1 protein-coding gene is annotated in these 468 nt (G+C 38.7%); it reads left to right on the forward strand.

Features of this window, described 5'->3' with window-relative positions; translation table 11 throughout:
- On the forward strand, positions 1-468 hold a 468-nt coding region (locus AAEY83_RS12855; protein ID WP_351059288.1), incomplete at both ends, for a DUF6436 domain-containing protein.

Raw genomic sequence — 468 nt, forward strand, 5'->3', positions numbered from 1 at the left:
GAGCAAAGCATTGCCAAGTTTAAATAAATCTAACTCTTTTGTATTTTCGCTTATAGCTATATGGCTTGTTTGTGTTGTTGCAGGGTTAGTTTATTTTCAGTTAGAGCAACTTAAACCGTTTGATAGCTCAAAAGTTTTATTGCAAAAGCACTGGTTTAATAACTTTAAAAAGCAATTGGACTGGGTTGACACTAATGAAGCGTCGTTAGTGCTTATAACTGAAAAAAATTGCGGGTGCACCATACAGGCTAAGTCGCATATTTCATCGTTAAGCTCTTTTGCTGCCATAAAAGCTATGAAGGTTGTACAAGTTGAATTAACACCAAAGCTTAAACACGTTATTCCGGCAACGCCTGCCGCCGTTATTATTAATAAAAACGGTGAGTTTGTTTATGCCGGTCCGCTCTCTGAAGGATTAGCGTGTGCCCAAGGAAGTGGCTTTGTTGAAACTGCGGTCACTAATTTAGC

Source organism: Psychrobacter sp. TB20-MNA-CIBAN-0197, from assembly GCF_040309765.1.
GTDB classification, from domain to species: Bacteria; Pseudomonadota; Gammaproteobacteria; order Pseudomonadales; family Moraxellaceae; genus Psychrobacter; species Psychrobacter submarinus.